The organism is uncultured Exiguobacterium sp. (assembly GCF_964277885.1).
GTDB lineage: Bacteria > Bacillota > Bacilli > Exiguobacteriales > Exiguobacteriaceae > Exiguobacterium_A.
Map to the genome: position 1 here is coordinate 60,640 of NZ_CAXYJR010000007.1, position 18,994 is coordinate 79,633.

The 18,994-nt window shown below is 47.7% G+C and carries 19 protein-coding genes and 1 riboswitch; of the genes, 11 read left to right on the top strand and 8 right to left on the bottom strand.

Annotated elements, in window-relative coordinates; translation table 11 throughout:
* Nucleotides 1-14: 14 nt before the first annotated feature.
* Together ACHWTJ_RS14340 and ACHWTJ_RS14345 are read right to left on the bottom strand one after the other, a co-directional pair.
* Nucleotides 15-1,676, bottom strand: coding sequence for a glycerol-3-phosphate dehydrogenase/oxidase (locus ACHWTJ_RS14340; protein WP_294739540.1), 1,662 nt, complete (start codon nucleotides 1,674-1,676; stop codon nucleotides 15-17).
* Nucleotides 1,677-1,709: 33 nt separating this feature from the next.
* Nucleotides 1,710-2,678, bottom strand: a complete 969-nt coding sequence (locus tag ACHWTJ_RS14345) for a Gfo/Idh/MocA family oxidoreductase (protein ID WP_394679896.1) — start codon at nucleotides 2,676-2,678, stop codon at nucleotides 1,710-1,712.
* Between the two features lie 57 nt (nucleotides 2,679-2,735).
* On the opposite strand from ACHWTJ_RS14345, the gene ACHWTJ_RS14350 reads away from it, so the two are divergent.
* The 3 genes from ACHWTJ_RS14350 (at nucleotide 2,736) to ACHWTJ_RS14360 (ending at nucleotide 4,499) form a co-directional block, all read left to right on the top strand.
* On the top strand, nucleotides 2,736-3,002 hold the full coding sequence (locus ACHWTJ_RS14350; protein ID WP_394679897.1) for a DUF5327 family protein: 267 nt from the start codon (nucleotides 2,736-2,738) through the stop codon (nucleotides 3,000-3,002).
* A gap of 60 nt (nucleotides 3,003-3,062) precedes the next feature.
* Nucleotides 3,063-3,713, top strand: coding sequence for an SDR family NAD(P)-dependent oxidoreductase (locus tag ACHWTJ_RS14355; RefSeq protein ID WP_394679898.1), 651 nt, complete (start codon nucleotides 3,063-3,065; stop codon nucleotides 3,711-3,713).
* 75 nt (nucleotides 3,714-3,788) lie between these two features.
* Entirely contained in the window at nucleotides 3,789-4,499 is a 711-nt protein-coding gene (locus tag ACHWTJ_RS14360) for a thermonuclease family protein (protein WP_394679899.1), read from the top strand.
* 44 nt (nucleotides 4,500-4,543) lie between these two features.
* Here ACHWTJ_RS14360 and ACHWTJ_RS14365 read toward each other — a convergent pair whose 3' ends face one another.
* From ACHWTJ_RS14365 to ACHWTJ_RS14380, 4 genes are all read right to left on the bottom strand, one after another.
* Nucleotides 4,544-5,518, bottom strand: coding sequence for a cation diffusion facilitator family transporter (locus ACHWTJ_RS14365; RefSeq protein WP_294751679.1), 975 nt, complete (start codon nucleotides 5,516-5,518; stop codon nucleotides 4,544-4,546).
* 32 nt (nucleotides 5,519-5,550) lie between these two features.
* A complete protein-coding gene (locus ACHWTJ_RS14370) occupies nucleotides 5,551-6,336 on the bottom strand; it encodes an SDR family oxidoreductase (protein ID WP_394679900.1) in 786 nt (261 codons plus the stop codon).
* Nucleotides 6,337-6,354: 18 nt separating this feature from the next.
* Nucleotides 6,355-7,206, bottom strand: a complete 852-nt coding sequence (locus ACHWTJ_RS14375; protein ID WP_394679996.1) for a GRP family sugar transporter — start codon at nucleotides 7,204-7,206, stop codon at nucleotides 6,355-6,357.
* A 142-nt stretch (nucleotides 7,207-7,348) separates the two neighbouring features.
* Nucleotides 7,349-8,977, bottom strand: a complete 1,629-nt coding sequence (locus ACHWTJ_RS14380) for an ABC1 kinase family protein (RefSeq protein WP_394679901.1) — start codon at nucleotides 8,975-8,977, stop codon at nucleotides 7,349-7,351.
* Between the two features lie 165 nt (nucleotides 8,978-9,142).
* Between ACHWTJ_RS14380 and ACHWTJ_RS14385 the strand changes: the two genes are divergently transcribed.
* Together ACHWTJ_RS14385 and ACHWTJ_RS14390 are read left to right on the top strand one after the other, a co-directional pair.
* Nucleotides 9,143-9,748 carry a trimeric intracellular cation channel family protein gene (locus tag ACHWTJ_RS14385; protein WP_023466752.1) on the top strand — a complete coding sequence of 202 codons (606 nt, stop codon included), beginning with the start codon at nucleotides 9,143-9,145 and terminating at the stop codon, nucleotides 9,746-9,748.
* Nucleotides 9,749-9,750: 2 nt separating this feature from the next.
* Nucleotides 9,751-10,119: a DUF423 domain-containing protein gene (locus ACHWTJ_RS14390; protein WP_294751682.1), complete on the top strand. Its 369-nt coding sequence runs from the start codon at nucleotides 9,751-9,753 to the stop codon at nucleotides 10,117-10,119.
* 95 nt (nucleotides 10,120-10,214) lie between these two features.
* Here ACHWTJ_RS14390 and ACHWTJ_RS14395 read toward each other — a convergent pair whose 3' ends face one another.
* Both ACHWTJ_RS14395 and hemQ read right to left on the bottom strand, forming a co-directional pair.
* Entirely contained in the window at nucleotides 10,215-10,364 is a 150-nt protein-coding gene (locus ACHWTJ_RS14395; RefSeq protein ID WP_023466754.1) for a hypothetical protein, read from the bottom strand.
* A 92-nt stretch (nucleotides 10,365-10,456) separates the two neighbouring features.
* A complete protein-coding gene (gene hemQ, locus ACHWTJ_RS14400) occupies nucleotides 10,457-11,233 on the bottom strand; it encodes a hydrogen peroxide-dependent heme synthase (RefSeq protein ID WP_394679902.1) in 777 nt (258 codons plus the stop codon).
* Nucleotides 11,234-11,578: 345 nt separating this feature from the next.
* Between hemQ and pta the strand changes: the two genes are divergently transcribed.
* From pta to ACHWTJ_RS14430, 6 genes are all read left to right on the top strand, one after another.
* The gene (pta, locus tag ACHWTJ_RS14405) at nucleotides 11,579-12,565 is read left to right on the top strand and encodes a phosphate acetyltransferase (RefSeq protein ID WP_394679903.1); all 987 of its coding nucleotides are present in this window, start codon (nucleotides 11,579-11,581) and stop codon (nucleotides 12,563-12,565) included.
* Between the two features lie 70 nt (nucleotides 12,566-12,635).
* Nucleotides 12,636-12,735: riboswitch (purine riboswitch) on the top strand.
* A gap of 75 nt (nucleotides 12,736-12,810) precedes the next feature.
* The gene (locus tag ACHWTJ_RS14410) at nucleotides 12,811-13,395 is read left to right on the top strand and encodes a xanthine phosphoribosyltransferase (protein ID WP_394679904.1); all 585 of its coding nucleotides are present in this window, start codon (nucleotides 12,811-12,813) and stop codon (nucleotides 13,393-13,395) included.
* Nucleotides 13,392-14,693: a nucleobase:cation symporter-2 family protein gene (locus ACHWTJ_RS14415; RefSeq protein WP_294739513.1), complete on the top strand. Its 1,302-nt coding sequence runs from the start codon at nucleotides 13,392-13,394 to the stop codon at nucleotides 14,691-14,693. The genes ACHWTJ_RS14410 and ACHWTJ_RS14415 overlap by 4 nt, the downstream gene beginning before the upstream one ends.
* A gap of 220 nt (nucleotides 14,694-14,913) precedes the next feature.
* Nucleotides 14,914-16,290, top strand: a complete 1,377-nt coding sequence (locus ACHWTJ_RS14420; RefSeq protein ID WP_294748438.1) for an amino acid permease — start codon at nucleotides 14,914-14,916, stop codon at nucleotides 16,288-16,290.
* A gap of 120 nt (nucleotides 16,291-16,410) precedes the next feature.
* Nucleotides 16,411-16,710 (top strand): rhodanese-like domain-containing protein, encoded by a 300-nt coding sequence (locus ACHWTJ_RS14425; protein ID WP_294739507.1) that lies wholly within the window; start codon nucleotides 16,411-16,413, stop codon nucleotides 16,708-16,710.
* A 154-nt stretch (nucleotides 16,711-16,864) separates the two neighbouring features.
* A complete protein-coding gene (locus ACHWTJ_RS14430; RefSeq protein ID WP_294748440.1) occupies nucleotides 16,865-18,844 on the top strand; it encodes a methyl-accepting chemotaxis protein in 1,980 nt (659 codons plus the stop codon).
* The last annotated feature ends 150 nt before the right edge of the window (nucleotides 18,845-18,994 follow it).

The window sequence follows — 18,994 nt, forward strand, 5'->3', positions numbered from 1 at the left end:
CGGGTCTTCTTGTATTATAAAAGCGGAACGGGTCCTTTGACGCGAACCGCATCAAATTCACGACGAATGCTTTCATTGGCTTTCGCTTCATCTTCTGCCGACCAGCCGAGTTCACTACGCATCAGAGCAAGAACACCATCTGCGTATTGTTCAGCATGAGGGAAATCAAAGAAGACGGCTGAAGCACGACGGTTCAAGAAGTCGCCGGGTTGCATGACGAGTTCTGCCTCAAGTCCGTATAGGAGAGCACCGAACCAGTGTAACGGTAATTGATAACGAGCGGCTTCGTCACTACGTGTCCGAATCAACTCGTAGACACGTTCGACATTCGTACCGTAGCGCTGGATGAGCCATGTCGTCTCATTTGGTGATAACCCCAGTGCTTCGCCCTTTGGTTGTTGTTCTTTCATGTAACGAGCGAATCCTTTACTTCCTTGTGGATGACCACCACCAAGTAAGATATCGTGCGTACGGGAAGCGAGATAAATTCTATTTTCTTCTGTCTTGAATTGCTCCGCGACCATATCGATGATGCGTTCTGCCATCTTCCGGTACCCGGTCAACTTCCCACCGGCGATTGACATCAGACCAGATTTCGAGACGAAGATTTCGTCTTTTCGGGATAGTTCACTTGGATCTTTCCCATCTTCATGAATGAGTGGGCGCAGTCCCGACCATGTCGATTCGACATGCTCAGGTCGCAACTCGACGTTGAACATTTGATTCGTCGCTTCTAAAATATAATCCTGATCCTCAACGGTGACACCCGGCTCAAGGATATCTCCTTTATAGTTCGTATCAGTCGTTCCGACATACGTTTTCCCTTCACGTGGAATTGCAAAGATCATCCGACCATCCGGAACATCGAAGTAGACGGCTTGCTGCAACGGGAAATGCACTTGATCGATGACGAGATGAATCCCTTTCGTCAGATGTAGTGATTTTCCGGCTTTCGAACCATCTTTTTCACGTAGTTCATCGACCCAAGGACCAGTCGCATTAATGATTTTCTTTGCCCGGATCGTATACGTTTTACCATTTAAGACGTCACGAACTTCGACACCGACGACTTTTCCGTTGTGGTAGACAAGCGATTCGGCTTTTGTATAGTTGACGGCACGTCCCCCGTAACCGACGGCTGCTTTTAAGACTTCGACTGTCAGTCGGGCATCATCTGTTTTATATTCGACATAACGACCACCGCCAACTAAGTGTTCCGAGCGTAACAATGGTTCGTAACGTAACGTTTCTTCTTTACTCAGCATCGTCCGGCGTTCGTGACGTTTGACACCGGCGAGTTGGTCATAGACACGTAAACCGATCGAGGTCGAGAAGCTGCCGAATGTACCGCCTTCGACGAGTGGGAGCATCATCCACTCTGGGGTCGTCACGTGTGGGGCATTCTCATATACGATGGCACGTTCTTTTCCGACTTCGGCGACGAGTTTGATCTCGAACTGCTTCAGATAACGCAATCCACCATGGACGAGTTTCGTCGATCGGCTCGATGTCCCTTCGGCGAAGTCCTGCATTTCGATCAAGCCTGTCCGCATACCACGACTTTGCGCGTCAAGCAGAATGCCAGCTCCCGTAATACCGCCCCCGATGACGAGGACGTCTAAAAGTTCTTGTCCCATCTCTTCTAACCATGCTGTCCGTTCCGTACTTGAAAACATCTTGTCTTCCCCCTGTTCGTCTGAAATGGATAGTTAGTCTACTTCTATCCATGTACCCACTTTTGCACTCTTTTGAGCACAATCAATGATTTTCATGACGAGTTCAGCCTGTTTTGAAGAGACGGGCGGTGTCGTCCGCTGTCGAATAGCTGGAGCAAGATCCGTATAATAATCGCCAAAATGACCGGGAACAAACGGGAGGTCTTGCAGCGGTCCGTTTGCTTCAGCCAATTGATAGGTCGTCCGCTTTGTGTCGACTTCATCGACGAAATAACTTGCTTGTGTCCCGTGTACCATCAGGGATGGACCAACAGCTGGAACGATGGAACCGATATGCAAAATAGCGCGTCGCGTGCCGAAGGCTAAAATGAGATGTGTGTAGTCATCGACGATTCCACCTTGTCGTTGAATCGTTTGATCACAAAAGACACGATCCGGAATTTCATCAAAAACGACAAGTGCTTGATCAATCAAGTGTGATCCAAGATCGTACAAGAGACCAGCACCGGGCACATCCTGTTCGCGCCAACGATCCTGCACATCGGGACGATAGCGGTCATAATGCGCTTCGAACGTTTGAAGTGTACCGAGTCGTCCAGATTCGAGTAAGCTCATTAATGTTCGGAAGTCTTTCGTGTACCGACGATTATGATAAACTGTCAGTAATCGATCGTGTGTACGTGCTAGTTCTGTTAACGCTTCGGCTTCTTCGAGCGTGACGGTGAACGGTTTTTCGACCAGTACATCGCAGCCCGATAACAAAGCGAGACGCGCAAGTGGATAATGTAGCTCATTTGCTGTCGCAATGACGACTAAATCGATCTGTTCTTTAGCGAGCAAGGCTTTGAGTGTCGAATAGACAGGGAGCGTCGCGTCATAAGCAGCGACTGCTTCCGGACGACTCGACTGGACAGCGACTAACTGATAATCAGGTGCTTGTAAGTAAGGAGCATGTAAATGTTCGCCAGCAAGACCAAAACCAACTAAAGCGGTACGAATCATAGAAAACACATCCTTTTCAAGTTCATACCCTCAATCTACCATAAGGAGGAATATAAAATGATTACGGAACAACACATCATCGAAAAGATGCGCCAAGCGATGCAACGCATCGATCAAACAACAGGAGCCACGCAAAAAGAACAGATTGCAGCGATGAAAGTCTACTGCGAACTACTGCTCGAATCCGAGTCGACACCAAGTTCGACGATATCGCTACCTACGTCAACACCTCAGGCAACACCAACAGTTGATCCGATGTTGGCGCGTTTCATGGGTGTCGCGCAGGAGAAAGAAGAAAAAGGCACTTCATTACTCGATTTTTGAATGAAATGACGCGATTCAGGGAATAACCATCACAGTTGAAACGAGAAGGGGAGATATGTCATGAAAACAGTAATCGTCATCGGAGCAGGACCAGGGAATGGATATGAAATCAGTAAACGATTCGGACAAGAAGGTTTTCAAGTCGTTTGCGCGGCACGGACACAAGAAACGCTCGCAGCTGTCATCACGGAACTAAAAGAAGCAGGCGTGGAAGCGGTTGGAGTGGAATGTGATGCTTCTCGAAAAGCTGATATCGCATCGCTCATCGAATGGACAGAAGAGCAGTACGGACAAGTCGATGTCTTAGTCTACAATGCTTCGATTTTACATCAAGCATCGGTGCTTGAAGTCTCGGCAGAACAGATTACGAAAGAGTTCGAAATCGATGTTCTCGGAGCACTGCATGCCGCACAACTTGTCGCGCCGTCGATGCAGGAACGAAAAGAGGGTACCATCCTGATTACAGGAGGCGGCGCTGCGATGCAAGCAATCAAATCGTTACCAGGGCTGTCGATCGGCAAGGCAGGCGTTCGTCAAGTGACGCATATGCTCCATGATACATTGAAGGAAGACGGTGTCTACGTCGGAACCGTCACGATTGCTGGGGAAGTGAAGCGTGGTACGGCACTTGATCCGAAAAATGTAGCGGAAGCGTTCTATCAACTTTATACGAACCGTAACGAAGTCGAAACGGTTCTTTCAGCAGACTAACGAATAAACAAGATAGCGTATGCGGGTTCGGACTTTGACCGAATCCGTATTTTCATGGAAAGGAGACAAATAGAAGTGAAACGATACGCCATGATAAGTCTACTGTTACTATTTGTTCTCATCGGTTGTGCACCAGAAGAAAGCGAGCTGCTTGGCATTAAGCAACCAGATGATGCAAAGATCACGAAGGCGACGGTCGAACGCGTCATTGATGGGGATACATTAAAAGTGAAGCTAGCAGACGGAAAAACAGAAGATGTTCGTTTGTTGCTCGTTGATACACCGGAAACCGTCAAACCGGATACGCCGGTTCAACCGTATGGAACGGAAGCATCAGCGTTTACAAAAGAGACCTTACCGAGCGGGACAGCTATTCGGTTGGAGCGTGATCATTCCCGGACGGATCGATACGGACGACTGCTCGCATATGTCTGGTATGGCGACAAAATGTTGAATCAAGAGTTACTCCGAAAAGGACTCGCGCGTGTGGCGTTCGTCTATGAACCGGACACAGGTTACGTCGATATGTTCGAACAGATCGAACAGGAAGCCAAGCAGGCAAAGAAGAAGATTTGGGAGCACGATGGCTATGTCACGAATCGTGGCTTTAATGCTCAAGCGATTACAGAAACGAAATCCTGCGACATTAAAGGCAACATCAATCGGTCAGGTAAAAAAATCTATCATGTACCGGGAGGACAATCCTACGATGAAGTGAAGCCGGAGCAACGGTTCTGTACGGAGAAAGAAGCGAAAGACGCCGGATTCGTCCGTGCTGCACGCTGATAAGCGCACACAAAAAGCCATCGGAAGCGATGGCTTTTTGTCGATCATACAGATGGCGGTGGTGGTTGATACTGTTGTACGTTATCATCTTCATCAAAGGAAATCGTGACATCCGTGACTCCTTTAAGAATCCGGATTTGCAGTTCGAGTCGGTCCTTGATATCGTCCGCTTGCGCAATCGTTAAGTTGGGATCAACTTCAATCTCCGTTTCGACATGGAAGTGATCGCCTTCTTTGATAACTTCGAGCTTTTCGATGTCCCGAACCGCTTCGTCACGTAACAGGATTTCGCCAATTTTAGCCGTCAATACTTCATCAATCTCACCGAGCGCACCGGCTGCATTCTGAATAAAGACGTTGTAGACGACGTAAAACATCATCAGTCCAATCAAGATCGACGCAATGCCTTCTGCTTGATAAAACGACGTATAATGCGAAATCAAAACAGCAATGATGGCGATGACGCCACCAAGAGTTGCGACAAGGTCTTCCATGAAGACGAGACGTGTCGCCGGTTTCGCCTGACCAAGATGAGCAAAACTTTGGGCGACGAGCGTCAATCCACGAGACTTCAATCCGGTCTCGTGGGCGATTTCCGTCATCGCTTTATAAAAGACACTCACCTCGAGAACAACACCAATGCCAAGTGCAGTCAGGATAATCCATAGTCCCGTCGTTTCTTCACCAGGACCATGTGTGATATGCAAGATACCTTCCCGAATCGTCTCGTAAGCGAGAAGTGCGACGACGAGAATGGCAGCGAGCAGAACAAGATTGACGAGACGCCCAAATCCGTTCGGAAACCGCTTCGTTGGTGCCTTTTTACTAAGGGCAGAACCGATGTAAACGAAGAATTGGTTCGCTGCGTCACCAATCGTATGCATCATTTCAGCGAACATCGCCACATTCCCAGTCAAGATATAGGCGACGAACTTGATCACGGCAATGATCGTGTTGACGATGGCTGCAGCAAGGGCTGACTTATTACCGCGACGGATCAACGAGAAAAAAGTGGTCATGAGCGGTTCTCTCCTTGTCTACTCAAAATAGGTTAACCGCGGCCCGCTTGGAAAGAGGGATAGAGTGTCATACCACCGTCCGCAAAGAGTGTGATCCCTGTGACATAACTCGCTTCGTCAGACGCAAGCCATGCGGCAACGGCAGAAATCTCTTCTGGTTTCCCGATATTGCCCATTGGAATCATGCTCTCGACTTCTTTTCGTTGTTCTGGATCTTCGAATTTTTCAGCGTTGATTGGTGTATTGATTGCACCAGGGCCAATCGCATTGACCCGAATACCTTTTGGTGCATACTCCATCGCAAGTGTTTGTGTCATCAATTTGACGCCACCTTTACTCGCAGCGTAGTGAACGAACGTCGGCCATGGAATGATTTCATGCACACTCGACATATTGATGATACTGCCTTTGACATCATGTTCGACGAAGTACTTCAGAGCCTCTCGCGCCCCGAGGAAAGCCCCTGTTAAGTTGACGTCGATGACTTTTTGCCAGTCTTCGAGTGACATCTCATGAGATGCTGACGGCATTTCGATTCCCGCATTATTGACGAAAACATCCAATTGACCGAAGCGAGTGACAGTCTCTTTCACAAGGTTGATCATATCGTCTTCCTTCGAGACATCCCCTTGGATCGTAATGGCTTCGCCGCCCTGTTCTTTAATAGATTCAGCGATTTTTTTCGCTTCTTCCGGGTGACTGCGGTAGTTGATAACGACACGCATGCCTTCTTCTGCATAACGACGAACGATAGCTTCGCCGATTCCCATTGATCCACCTGTTACGATGGCAACTTTTCCTTTTAAACTCTCATACATGATGCTCCACTCCTTTATTTATTGTTTCGTAAATCCAATCATGATTCCGCCAACAACGACTAAAATACAACCAATGATGACGAAGGTCATCTCTTTCTTCGTCTTCGTCTCTTTCAGTAAGAGGACGCCACCGATGGTTGAGATGACGACACCTGTTTGAGAAAGGGAGAAGCTTGTCGCAACCCCGACTTTTGCCGTCGCAAACAGTAAAGCGACATTCCCGACAGCCCACATGAGTCCACCAACTGTATTGCCAGCAGTTTTCTTCGTAAAGAGATCTCCTTCTCGTAAAGAAAGAAGAATGGCGCTGACGACCATCCCGATCGCTTGCGGTAAGACGGCTTCCCAACCATTAATATCAAACCAGCGGGCGATGACGACGTAGCCGACATACCCGACAGTCGAGACGAGGAGGAGCGTCAATCCTTTGCCGATATTCTCATCTTCTTTACTTTTGTCTTCCTTATAAGACGTGAAGGCTGCTCCGGCAATAATCAATACAAGCGCACTGATTCCGAGAATCAAGGCAGTTGTCGTTGACCACTCGCCAAAGGCAAGGACACCAAACAACGATGTTCCGACGAGTTGCATCCCTGTTGAGATGGGCATCGTCTTCGAGACACCCATCTGACGAAATGCGGCAAACTGATTTTTTTGACCAAGTGCCCAGAAGGCACCAGAAAAGAATCCGGCGACCCAGGCAGTCGTTGACATCTCTGGGCCGACAAAAAAGAAGGTGACGATCGCGAAAAGCAACGCACCCAAAGTCGTACCGATAATTTGTTGCGCTGTCGAACCTCCGATTTTCGAGACGACGAGCGGCAACGATCCCCACATTAATGCAGGAACGATGGCAATTAAAATATCAATCAAGTGTTTCACCTCTCCTTACTATTATCTCTCTACTTGAAGCTGTACCCCGCAAGGCGTTAGGAAAAACCTCGTAGTGTGAAGATGAATTATTCTGAAATAAAAAAACGTCCACCGAAGTGGACGTAGGCTGTTGTATCATTCAACGGAACGGTTCGTCAGCAATCCGGACGATTTGTCGTCCGATTCGGCGACCGTTCCATAAAGAGATGACCGCGATCGTCAAGGAAATGCCCATGACGTCATACTGCGTAAAATAATAGCCGAGATAACTAAATGGTAGGCTGATGATCCCGACGAGCGAACTCGTCCACTGCCGGATTTTGAGTGACTCGATATTTGCGACACGAGAAAACTTTTGTTGCTCCATAATCCGCCAACGTGTCGGTTCGCTTAAGGCATCGTTAACAAGACGCGGGAAGGCGAGCAAGCGCGCGCCGTAAGAGCCGGCAATCTGGAGGTAACGGTTTTGGTTTTTCCCTTCATCATCGAGCCAACGTCGAACCATTGGTTTAGCTAATTCAAGTAGATTGATTTGTGGCGAAAGAATCTGAAGGATTCCAAGAATCGTCGATGCAGCACGACCGAAGAACGCGAACTCGGCAGGAAGCTGGATTGGTTCGTTTCGGACGAGTAACTCGATATCGGATAATACCTTCTCGATCAATTTCGTATCGACGTTCTCCATATCACTTTCGAGATAAAACGTGACCGCTTTTTCAATCGCTTGTCGGATGTTTTGCTTATTTGCATTTGGCAACAAGAATCGTAGATCTTCTAGACCATCGACGATCGCATCGTAATCCAATGTGACGAAGGACTGAAGGATTCGCTGAATCGCTCGCATGTCGTCAGGCGTTGTCGCTCCGATCATCCCGAAATCAAGCAAAACGATTTTACCGTCGGATTGGACGAGGACGTTGCCCGGGTGTGGATCGGCGTGGAATTTCCCGCCGAACAGTAATTGTTCCCCGGCGTTCAAGAATAGATTACGTGCCAGTTCGTCACGGTCAATTTGGTGTTCTGCTAGATAATCGAGATCCGTAATGCGTGTTCCTTCGATCCATTCCATGACAAGAACACGATTCGTGCAATGTTCCTCATAATAACTCGGAATATAGATGACGGGGTTCGTCTCATACATCTTTTTAAAGTAGAGCCCGTTTTTTAATTCAGTTCGGTAATTCAATTCATCACCGATGACGAAGACCATTTGGCGATACAAACTTTGTAGATCAGTTGATTTGTTTAATGAAGTCCGGCGCAACATGGCAATGACGATACGCATGGCACGAAAATCAGTCTTAATGATTTGTTCGATATTCGGTCGCTGGACTTTGATCGCGACCTTTTTACCGTTTGATTTTAGGATTCCGCTGTAGACTTCACCAATCGAGGCCGACGCGACAGGGCGGGGACTGATATCTGAGATAATCTCTTCGATCGGCATACCCCAATCCTCTTCGATGATCTTTCGTGACTCTCCGAGTTTACTCGAAGGCACTTTATCGACGAGTTCGGTCAGTTCCATTAAGACGGACGGAGGAAACAGGTCGGCTCGGATCGATAAGAACTGACCGAGCTTGATCAGTAATCCTTCGAGGCGTAATGCTTTTTTCTTATAGTCACGCGCAATCCGGATCATGATGCGCTCAAACTCTTCGTTGTTCGTACCTGGCCGGTTTTTCCGGGTGAATCGATAGATCGTAAAGATGTAACGTGCGAACATCGTCACGATGACGACGATGCGATAAAGCGCCCAACGTTTCATACGGTCACCTAGCTTCCTGTACAGTTTGTTTCAGTATAGGTTACTTTACCTAAAATCGTCACTCGCAAACGGTCGAAACGGTGACAGAAAATTAATGCTGTACGGAAACTAAAAAGAGAGTATAGTAAGTATTGGAATTTCTTTGTAGAAAGGTGAAATGTGCGCATGTCCTGGGACTTATTGAATATCATCGGCACGGTCGCTTTTGCGATGAGTGGAGCAATCGTTGCGATGGAAGAAAAATATGATTTATTCGGCGTCTGGTTACTTGCTTTGATCACGGCGTTTGGTGGTGGTGCCATTCGTAACTTACTGATTGGTGTACCGGTATCCGCTCTCTGGTCGCAAGGTGGTCTCTTTTTAGTAGCGATTCTCGTTGCGTTGTTGATCTTCATGTTACCCCAGTTGTTCTTGCCGCACTGGACACGTTGGGGAGTCCTCGCGGATGCGCTCGGATTGTCGGCGTTTGCGATTCAAGGTGCTTTGATGGCGACAGCAAAAGGACTGCCATTGTCAGCAACAATTTCGGCTGCAGTGCTGACTGGTGTTGGTGGTGGAGTGATTCGCGATTTACTCGCGGGGCGCAAACCACTCGTCTTGCATAAAGAGATTTATGCGATGTGGGCCGTCATGGCAGCACTTGTGATTGATCGTTTCCAATTGACGAATCCTCTACATTTGTTCACATTGCTCGGACTCATCACTGTTTTACGTATGCTATCGTATTATTATGAATGGAATTTACCAGCACGTCGGTTAGGGGGAGAATAAGCATGAAAGTATTCATTATGATTGGTGCGATCTCGATGATGTTATCGGTCGCGCTTGGGGCATTCGGTGCCCATGCCTTAAAAGATATGTTGACGGAACGGATGCTCGCGAACTGGCAGACAGGCGTACTTTACCAAATGGTACACTCGCTCGGTATCCTAGCACTTGGGGGACTCTTGTTAAAGGCATCGATTCCACAATGGTCATTAGCTGCTTGGCTGATGCTCGCCGGAATCGTTTTCTTCTCGGGTAGTCTGTACATCATGGCATTGACGAACGTGACGAAACTGGGAGCTATCACACCGATTGGTGGCGTCTTATTCATCGCGGCGTGGATCTTTGTCGCGATTGGTGCATATAAAGGATTATGAGGTGCGACCGTTTTTCTTCCATCATGGAGAAAAACGGTTTTTTTATACGAAAAACGCCCACTCGATATCGAGTAGACGCAGGTATCAAAACGAATTCATCGTTTTGTCGTTTGTGTTTTGTTTAGCTTCGATAATGCTTGCTCATAGCGATCCAGTACGCGATCTGCAACCGGTTTCAGCTCTTTTGAAAGCACAGCGAATTGCAATTCACGCGACCGTGTCGATCGGTTCATAGCATTCCCCATGGTAATTCCTCCTTACGTCATTCAACTTACTGTTTTATAGCCGCAAGGAGTATATTCCCATGAGATATTTCAATCAAACGTCATTCAACACATTAAAGTGCAAAATGAGTATCTAATTGTTCACTTTCGAGACGGTTGCCGATGAAGAACTCACCAAACTCACCGTACTTCGCGCTAACTTCGTCAAAACGCATTTCATAAACGATTTTCTTGAACTGGAGAATGTCGTCTGAGAAGAGTGTAACGCCCCATTCCCAATCGTCGAATCCAGTTGATCCACCGATGATTTGCTGAATTTTCCCAGCATAACTCCGACCGATCATACCGTGACGATACATGAGTTCTTTTCGTTTCTCCATCGAGAGCGTGTACCAGTTGTCGCCATCGCGACGTGACTTGCTCATCGGGTAGAAGCAGATGTGCTTCGCTTGCGGCAAGATTGGATAGAGACGATCACGCACATAAGGGTTCTCGTATGGATTTCCTTCGCCTGAACCACGGTACGTACCGAGTTCGACGACAGAGACGTAAGAATACGTCGGGATCAAGTAATCATAGAGATCAAGTTTCTGCATTTTGACTTCGACGTCTTGGATTTGTTCCATCGTTGGACGAAGAACCATCAAGACGAGATCGGCTTTTTGACCGATGATCGTATAAAGGGCATGGCTTCCGTCTTTTGCCGCTTCGACACTAGAAAGCTCTGAGAGGAAGGTTTGGAATTCTTCAATCATGCGCGCGCGGTCTGTCGCGTCGACTTGTTTCAAGCGTGACCAATCGATCCGGCGGAAATCATGTAATGTATACCAGCCGTCGAGTGTTTCAGCGGCTTGTTGCGTAGCAGTCGGTTCAGATGTTTGGTGTTGCATGGGATGACCTCCTGAGTCTGAAATAAATTGTCTTTTTCCATATCCTATCTTATCACATTCTACTGAAACGCTTCGCCCGAAAAGGTCTTTGTCCATGAGATCGTAACACATGAAAAAAGCAGAGAGTGGGTAAAAGGGGAAGTGGAGATTACGTTGCTTGGAAATAGTCTCTGTACCATTCTTAAAAATGACTGTAATAGTCAGTGAATATGGCTTCAGTGCTTTTGTTAGATAACTTTTTTGCAAATTGTTTTAACAACGATTGAGAACTGTGTATAATAAACGATGGAAAAGAAAATCGATCAAATCGACGACGTCGTGTTTACCTAAAAAGGAGAGAAACTCATGCAATTATTCGATATGTTAGAACAAAAGATTAAAGCGCACCAACCAAAAATCGTCTTCCCAGAAGGAATCGACGCGCGTGTTCTTGGCGCAGCTGTCCGTTTGAAGAAAGACGGTCTCGTCACACCGGTCGTCATCGGACCACGTGTACAAATCGAAGAAACAGCAGCAGCGAACGGAATCGATGTCACGGGACTTGATACGATCGATCCTGCTTCTTACGCTGGAATCGATGAGCTTGTCGCATCGTTCGTTGAGCGTCGTAAAGGGAAAGCAACAGAAGAGCAAGCGCGTGCTGTCATCTTAAAAGACGTCAACACGTTCGGTACGATGCTCGTTCACACAGGGCAAGCAGAAGGTCTTGTATCGGGTGCGATGCACGCAACAGGCGATACAGTTCGTCCAGCACTTCAAATCATCAAAATGCAAGAAGGCTATAAAAAAACATCAGGCGTCTTCATTATGGTACGTGACGATGAGCAATACGTCTTCGCAGACTGCGCAATCAACATCGCACCAGATGCGAACGATCTAGCAGAGAACGCGATCGCATCTGCGAAAACAGCAAAAACATTCGGGATCGATCCAAAAGTAGCATTGCTCAGCTTCTCGACAAAAGGTTCAGCAAAATCACCAGAGACAGAGCGCGTCGTTGAAGCAACTCGCATTGCTAAAGAACGTGCACCAGAGCTTGCAATCGATGGCGAACTCCAATTCGATGCAGCATTCGTTCCAAGCGTCGCGAAATCAAAAGCACCAGAATCAAATGTCGCAGGTCAAGCGAACGTCTTCATCTTCCCAAGTCTTGAAGCTGGAAACATTGGCTACAAAATCGCACAACGTCTTGGTGGATTCGAAGCAATCGGTCCGATTCTTCAAGGTTTGAACAAACCGGTCAACGATCTTTCACGCGGTTGTAACGAAGAAGATGTTTACAAACTCGCAATCATCACGGCAGCACAAGCGGTCGAGGAACGCCAAGCCTAAGCACGGTGTGAAAAAGTCTTTACTTTTTCGCTAAACCCCGTACAATGGTACACATCACGAAAATCACGAAACGTAAACGTATAGCAACGCTCGTATAATAGTGGGAATTGGCCCACGAGTCTCTACCGGATCGCCGTAACGGTCCGACTACGGGTGGTGAGTTACTGCTCTCTTTTTTGGCGTACAGTGGCTGCCCCCGGGTAGCGGCTGTACGTTTTTTCGTTTTTAAAGAGGAGAATGCATGTATGAAACGTCTACACGACATGATTAATCAAGAGGGAATCGTCTTATCGGATCAAGTATTGAAAGTGGATGCCTTTTTAAACCACCAGGTCGACCCGACCTTGATGTGGGAAATCGCCTATGAGTTCATGGATCGCTTCCAAGATGCCGGTATCACGCGGATTTTGACGATCGAAGCGGGTGGTATTGCCCCGGCAATGATGACGGCGCTCCGTTTAGGGGTACCAATGGTCTATGCTCGTAAGACGAAATCCGTCACCTTGAATGAAGGAACGATTTCAGCTGAAGTCTTCTCGTTTACGAAACAACAGACGAGTACGATTACGGTTGCAGAAAAATACCTACAACCGGGTGAACGTGTCTTGATCATCGACGATTTCCTCGCGAACGGGGAAGCGGCATTTGGTCTTGCTCGCCTTGTTGAGCAAGCAGGTGCGGAAGTTTCCGGCTTTGGAATTGTCATTGAAAAGTCGTTCCAACCGGGACGTCAAAAGTTAATCGAAGCCGGTTTCCGCGTCGAGTCACTCGCTCGCGTGGAGTCATTGAAGGACGGAAAAGCGACGTTCGTTGACTCGGTGACCGTATGAGATTATCGAACTTCAAAGCCGCTAGTCTCGGACTTCAGCATGTGCTTGCGATGTACACAGGAGCAGCTGTTGTTCCGCTGATCGTTGGGAGTGCGATCGGATTGTCGGGAGAAGAACTCGCTTATTTAGTGGCGATTGATCTTTTCATGTGTGGCGTCGCGACCTTATTACAAGTACTTGTCACGAAATACACAGGTGTCGGTCTACCAGTCGTCCTCGGTTGTACCTTCACGGCAGTCGGTCCGATGATCGCGATCGGTAGTCTTCAAGGGATTACGGCGATTTACGGTGCTTTGATTGCGAGTGGGCTGATCATTCTTGTTATCTCAGGTTGGTTCAGTAAGATTGCCGTCCTGTTCCCGCCAGTCGTCCTTGGTTCTGTCGTGACGATCATCGGGATTTCCTTGATTCCGGCTGCGATCAATGACATCGGAGGCGGACAGGGCGTAAAGGACTTTGGTGACGCACGTTACCTCGGACTCGCTGGACTGACGATCGTCTTGATTTTAATCTTAAATCGTTACGGCACGGTCTTCTCAAAAGCAGCAGCTGTCTTGATTGCTGTGATGATCAGTACACTCGTTGCGTTTGGTATGGGAATGATCGACTTCAGTCCGGTGGCGGAAGCGTCATGGTTCCAAATGGTGACGCCGTTTTACTTCGGTGTACCGACATTCAATGCGACAGCGATCTTGACGATGACACTCGTTGGTCTCGTCTCGATGGTCGAATCGACAGGCGTATTCTTGACACTTGGTGAGATCACGGATCGTCGCTTAACGGATAAGGATCTAGCACGTGGCTACCGAGCCGAAGGTGTCGCAACGATCGTTGGCGGTATTTTCAACAGTTTCCCGTATACGACCTATAGCCAAAACGTCGGTCTCGTTCAGTTGACTGGCGTCAAGACACGTAAAGTCATTTTATTTGCGGGTGGGTTTTTGATCTTGCTTGGTTTCTTACCAAAAGTGGCGACGTTTACGACATTGATTCCAAAACCTGTCCTAGGTGGGGCGATGTTGATCATGTTCGGAACGGTCGCAGCGAGCGGAATCCGTATTCTGTCGCGGGTCGATTTCTCGAAGAACGAACATGTCATCACGGTGGCACTTGCACTCGGGATCGGTCTAGGAATCAGCATGAATCCTGAAATCGTAGCGGGTCTCCCGTCACAAATCCGTGTCTTGACGGATAGCCCGATCGTTGCGGGATCGCTAACGGCATTATTACTAAATGGAATCTTCCGATTGACGAGTAAGTCTGAGTCATCCGATGTGCCACTTGCTAAAGTTGAATAACAATTGTAACTTTCCGAAAGGAGCCGTCCTGTATACTACATAGTAGCAGGTGGTTCCTTTTTTGTACTGCAATCGTAATCAGAATATTCCGAGTATGTGGATTTGGTGAGAAATATTGTATGAAAACGTTTACAAAATCGACACATCTTCTTTATACTGACAACGTAGCGGTACGGGGAACTGCTAAGAAACAAACAGAGACGGGAAGGACGTCGTAAAAATGAAACAACAGACAGAGTTGAATCGGGGACTGGAAGAACGTCATATTACATTGATGTCGCTGGGGGCGGCAATCGGTGTTGGACTCTTCCTTGGATCAGCGAAAGCGATCCAACTGGCAGGTCCAGGGATCTTACTTGGTTATCTGATCGGTGGTATTATCATCTTCATCATCATGCGAGCACTTGGGGAGCTTGCGGTGCGGGAGCCGATTGCTGGTAGTTTTGCGGAGTATGCCCGGAAGTATGTCAGTCCATTAGCTGGTTTTTTAACAGGTTGGAATTATTGGTTACTCTGGATTTTTACGTGTATGGCGGAAATCACAGCAGTCGGTATTTACATGAAAGTATGGTTCCCAGATTCCCAGGGGTGGGTATGGGCACTAGCAGCACTTGTCTTGATGACAAGCATCAACTTCATTGCTGTTAAATTTTATGGTGAATTCGAATTTTGGTTTGCGTTGATTAAAATCGTCGCGATCGTCGCCATGATCATCTTAGGAACTTTGACGATCGTCATTGGTCTTGGAAACGGCGGCACACCGGTTGGAATTTCGAACCTGTGGTCACATGGTGGATTCCTGCCGAACGGATTCGGTGGAGTACTCCTTGCCATGCAGATGGTCATGTTTGCCTTCTTAGGAATTGAAGTGATTGGGGTCACAGCAGGGGAAGCGAAGAACCCGAAAAAAACGATTCGAAAAGCCGTCAACAACGTCTTCCTTCGAATCTTAGTATTCTACATCGGGGCGCTCTTCGTCATTTTATCGATTTATCCGTGGGATCAAGTCGGTGCGAACAACAGTAGTCCGTTCGTATTACTATTTCAATCGCTCGGTATTGAGTCAGCGGCCGGGATCATCAATTTCGTTGTTTTAACGGCTGCACTCTCGTCATGTAACTCGGGTATCTTCTCGACAGCCCGGATGATGATGAACTTATCCGAGAACAGTGAAGCACCACGTCGTTTCTCGAAAATCTCGAAAAACGGTGTTCCGGCATTGGCGACGATTCTTTCAGGTGTCGCATTGCTCGTTGGTGTCGCTTTGAACTACTTCTTACCGGAAGACGTCTTTGCGATCGTTACGAGTATCGCGACGTTCGGAGCTGTCTGGACATGGGCAATGATTCTGATCGCTCAGATGCGAGCACGGAAAGTACACGGTTCAGCAGAATTTGGTGTCCCGTTCTTCCCGATTGCCAACTACATCGCCCTCGCGGCGCTGGCAGGTGTCATTGTCTTGATGGCATTTGACGCAAGTACACGGATCGCTCTGGTCGTTGGACCACTGTGGTACGCAATTCTGATTGCTGTCTATTATGCACGGGGAATGCATAAAGAGAAACGTCAATCGACGCGTCAGGCATCAGGAGAATAAGGAAACAAGCGGATCCGGAAACGGATTCGCTTTTTTGACGCTTCGTATCAAACCGTTTCATTTTGTTTTAATGATAGATTTGCTACACTTACGACAGAACCATACAGGAGGTCATACGAAATGAAAACGATTCATGTAGATGAGTTACAAGAACGATTAGAGGCAGGCGAAGCGTTGCACGTCGTTGACGTTCGAGAGCAGGATGAATACGATGCAGGACATATTCCAAACGTCCGCTTTCTTCCGATGTCTGAGATCGGCGAACGCTATACGGAATTGCAAGAAGGCGAAACTTACTTCTTGATCTGTAAAGCGGGCGGACGGAGCGAAAACGTCGGTCGTTTCCTCGAGCAGTACGGATATGATGTCGTCAACGTCGAAGGCGGTATGATGAACTGGAAGGGCGATCAGGAAGCATAAGAGTAAGCGTTATCAAGAAAGACGACTCGAACTGAGTCGTCTTTCTTTATGTGAACGAGTACACGTTTATCGATTTTTCTATGAACATTTTTCGTTATTCTTCCGATAGAGAAGGTAGAATAGCGAGTCCTTGCACTCGAGAATGGAGTGACATATGGAACAAAAGATCAAACGCACGATGAGTATCAAACAAAAGTTAATACTGACATCGATTCTACTATTAGTAATTCCAGCGCTCGTGATCGGATTTGTCGCCTACAATCAGGCGAAACAATCGATGACGGAGCAAATCCTGCAGTCAGCTCACGGTGGAGTCGATCGGATGAACGATGAAATTCAGAATATCATTGATCCGATGCGACGCGATGTCGCCTTTTTTGCGGACCGAATTGACGGGACGCTTTATCAAAAAGGAAAACAAAATGCAGCGTTAAAGGAAAAAATGACGGAATACCTCGACATGCATCCGCAAGCAGCGAATATCTATTTCGCGACGACGGAAGGGGATATGAACATTTTCCCGGAACAAGTTATGCCAGAGGATTATGATCCACGTGAACGCTCCTGGTATCAATCAGCGGAAGCAGCGGGTGGCAAAGTCGTCATCACCGATCCATACGTCGATGCTGCCTCGAAGAAGATGATGGTCACGCTCTCACAAACAACGGGTAACGGGAGAGGCGTGATTGCGATTGATGTCGATGTCGATCGTATCGCAGAAATCGCGAAAAAGATTAAAATTGGTAAAGAGGGTTATGTCACGATTCTTGATTCGAATAAGAAGTTCGTTACGCACCCAACGTTAAAACCAGGTGAAAAAGCGACAGGGAACTGGGTTGCACCCCTCTATGCGGACCCAGCTGGACAATTTTCGTATGAATATGAAAATGAAGGCAAACAGATGGACTTCATGACGAACGATTTGACGAAGTGGAAGGTTGCTGGAACACTATACGATCATGAAATCACCGATGCGACATCGAGTATTCTTTGGACGACACTTGCTGTCATTGGCGGAATGTTACTCGTCGCAGCCGTCTTCATTTACTTCATCCTTCGCTCGATTCTTCGTCCACTCGGTCATTTGACACGTGGAGCAGAACGGATTCAATCTGGTGATTTGACGGAACCGGTCATCGTTGAATCAAACGATGAGGTTGGACAGGTCGCACAAAGCTTTAACGTCATGGTCGACTCACTCCGCTCGATCATCATTAATCTCGATCAGTCAATCACACAAGTGGCCGGTTCGTCCCAGGAATTGATGGCGAACTCTGCCCAGACGACGTCCGCATCGGAACAAATTGCGGGATCGATTCAACAGGTCGCAGCAGGGGCGGATCAATCGAAACGTCAACTCGATGCGAACGCCGTCTCGCTCCAGTCGATTACAGCCGGCATCATGCGAATCGCTGAGAGCTCAACGGACGTGTCAGAGCTATCACGTTCAACGGCTACAGAAGCTGAGAACGGAACAGTCGCTGTACTGCAAAACGTCCAGCAGATGAAAGAAATCGATGCCTCCGTTCAAAACTTCGGTGGTGTCATCAGTTCACTCGCACATCGCTCGAATGAGATTGGAAAAATCGTCGATGTCATCAACGGCATTGCCGAACAAACGAACTTATTGGCATTGAACGCGGCGATTGAAGCGGCACGCGCAGGCGAAAACGGAAAAGGCTTCGCCGTCGTCGCAAGCGAAGTACGGAAACTAGCAGAGCAGTCACAGGACTCAACGAAGCAGATTGCACAGCTGATTCAAAACATCAAGCAGGAGACGGATCAATCCGTCACGATGATGAAGGAAGTCTCGGGACAGACGAAAGCTGGCTTGTCTACGACAGAAGCATCGGCAGAGCGATTCCAGAAGATTCTCGAACGGACACAAGAGATGACACCACGAATCGAAGATGTGACGGCGACTGTTGAGGAAATTGCAGCGAATGTTCAAGAGGTATCAGCATCGGCGACAGAAATCGCTCATATCGCGCAAGAGAATTCATCGGCGTCGAAACAAGTCGCAGCAACGACGGAAGAGCAGTTGAGTGCGATGGAAGAGATTTCGCAATCTGCGAAAGCATTATCCGATATGGCGGAAGAGCTACAGGTACTCGTTGCCCGCTTCCGTGTTTAAGCTATCGATTATACAAAGCAAGGAAGCTAGTCTTCCTTGCTTTTTTCGTCTGTCACCATTCTGTGACGAACTGAACAAATGGCTTGGAATCCCTGTGAATTCGGGCTTGAGACAGGGGTAAATCGGGAAAATAATAGATATCTAACACTT

Bases quoted from the DNA above. Each gene is read 5' to 3' on its own strand.
- ACHWTJ_RS14340 (WP_294739540.1), bottom strand. From the start codon at position 1,676: ATGTTTTCAAGTACGGAACGGACAGCATGGTTAGAAGAGATGGGACAA.
- ACHWTJ_RS14345 (WP_394679896.1), bottom strand. From the start codon at position 2,678: ATGATTCGTACCGCTTTAGTTGGTTTTGGTCTTGCTGGCGAACATTTA.
- ACHWTJ_RS14350 (WP_394679897.1), top strand. From the start codon at position 2,736: ATGATTACGGAACAACACATCATCGAAAAGATGCGCCAAGCGATGCAA.
- ACHWTJ_RS14355 (WP_394679898.1), top strand. From the start codon at position 3,063: ATGAAAACAGTAATCGTCATCGGAGCAGGACCAGGGAATGGATATGAA.
- ACHWTJ_RS14365 (WP_294751679.1), bottom strand. From the start codon at position 5,518: ATGACCACTTTTTTCTCGTTGATCCGTCGCGGTAATAAGTCAGCCCTT.
- ACHWTJ_RS14370 (WP_394679900.1), bottom strand. From the start codon at position 6,336: ATGTATGAGAGTTTAAAAGGAAAAGTTGCCATCGTAACAGGTGGATCA.
- ACHWTJ_RS14380 (WP_394679901.1), bottom strand. From the start codon at position 8,977: ATGAAACGTTGGGCGCTTTATCGCATCGTCGTCATCGTGACGATGTTC.
- ACHWTJ_RS14385 (WP_023466752.1), top strand. From the start codon at position 9,143: ATGTCCTGGGACTTATTGAATATCATCGGCACGGTCGCTTTTGCGATG.
- ACHWTJ_RS14390 (WP_294751682.1), top strand. From the start codon at position 9,751: ATGAAAGTATTCATTATGATTGGTGCGATCTCGATGATGTTATCGGTC.
- ACHWTJ_RS14395 (WP_023466754.1), bottom strand. From the start codon at position 10,364: ATGGGGAATGCTATGAACCGATCGACACGGTCGCGTGAATTGCAATTC.
- hemQ (WP_394679902.1), bottom strand. From the start codon at position 11,233: ATGCAACACCAAACATCTGAACCGACTGCTACGCAACAAGCCGCTGAA.
- pta (WP_394679903.1), top strand. From the start codon at position 11,579: ATGCAATTATTCGATATGTTAGAACAAAAGATTAAAGCGCACCAACCA.
- ACHWTJ_RS14410 (WP_394679904.1), top strand. From the start codon at position 12,811: ATGAAACGTCTACACGACATGATTAATCAAGAGGGAATCGTCTTATCG.
- ACHWTJ_RS14415 (WP_294739513.1), top strand. From the start codon at position 13,392: ATGAGATTATCGAACTTCAAAGCCGCTAGTCTCGGACTTCAGCATGTG.
- ACHWTJ_RS14420 (WP_294748438.1), top strand. From the start codon at position 14,914: ATGAAACAACAGACAGAGTTGAATCGGGGACTGGAAGAACGTCATATT.
- ACHWTJ_RS14425 (WP_294739507.1), top strand. From the start codon at position 16,411: ATGAAAACGATTCATGTAGATGAGTTACAAGAACGATTAGAGGCAGGC.
- ACHWTJ_RS14430 (WP_294748440.1), top strand. From the start codon at position 16,865: ATGGAACAAAAGATCAAACGCACGATGAGTATCAAACAAAAGTTAATA.